Source organism: Nocardioides sediminis, assembly GCF_003047295.1.
In the GTDB taxonomy this organism is placed as follows: domain Bacteria; phylum Actinomycetota; class Actinomycetes; order Propionibacteriales; family Nocardioidaceae; genus Nocardioides; species Nocardioides sediminis.
In genome coordinates this window covers 1-594 of the sequence record NZ_PZYZ01000028.1, presented here as the reverse complement: position 1 = coordinate 594, position 594 = coordinate 1, and the positions used below count along the sequence as shown (strand labels likewise).

Genomic DNA, 594 nt, shown 5'->3' with positions numbered 1-594 from the left:
ACGCCACACCGGCGGTTAATTTTAATGCGTTCCATTGATAATCCAACTCGGCTTCATAACCTTTCGTTTTTAAGGTTCCCGCATTGCTAATGATACTGTTGGTCGTTTGATAGAAGTTTTTAACTCTTTGCTCGAACACGCTGCCTTTTAAATTAAAATCGGCATATTTCCATTCAAAACCGACTTCCGCCAAACGTACGTCTTCGGTTTTCAATTTAGGATCGATAAAACGTAAGCCTCTGGCTTTATCTAATGAACCGCGGTTATCGGTTATGGTATTTGCCGAAGCTAAAATAGGGCTGCGACTTGCATAATTTAATTTAGCATTCAAAGCAAAATTCGGTGTAATGTCCCAAATCAATCCGAAACTCGGATTTAATCTTTTATCGGATACCGATTTATTACCGGCAAGCGGTTTACCGTTTTTATCCACTTTACCCGCTGTATCCAAATCATAGTAATCATAACGTAACCCTGTGGTTAAGGTCAGCACTTTACCTAAAGACCAAATCCCTTCGGCATATAATCCGTATTCGAATTTTTGTTCGCCTTTAATATTGCCGAACGAATTCTGACTACCTGTCTGCTCTTTAC

General features: G+C 39.7%; 1 protein-coding gene. It reads right to left on the bottom strand.

The features are described 5' to 3' along the window. A partial coding sequence (locus DAI17_RS20780) for a TonB-dependent receptor (RefSeq protein WP_159081704.1) occupies positions 1–594 on the bottom strand: 594 nt, incomplete at both ends.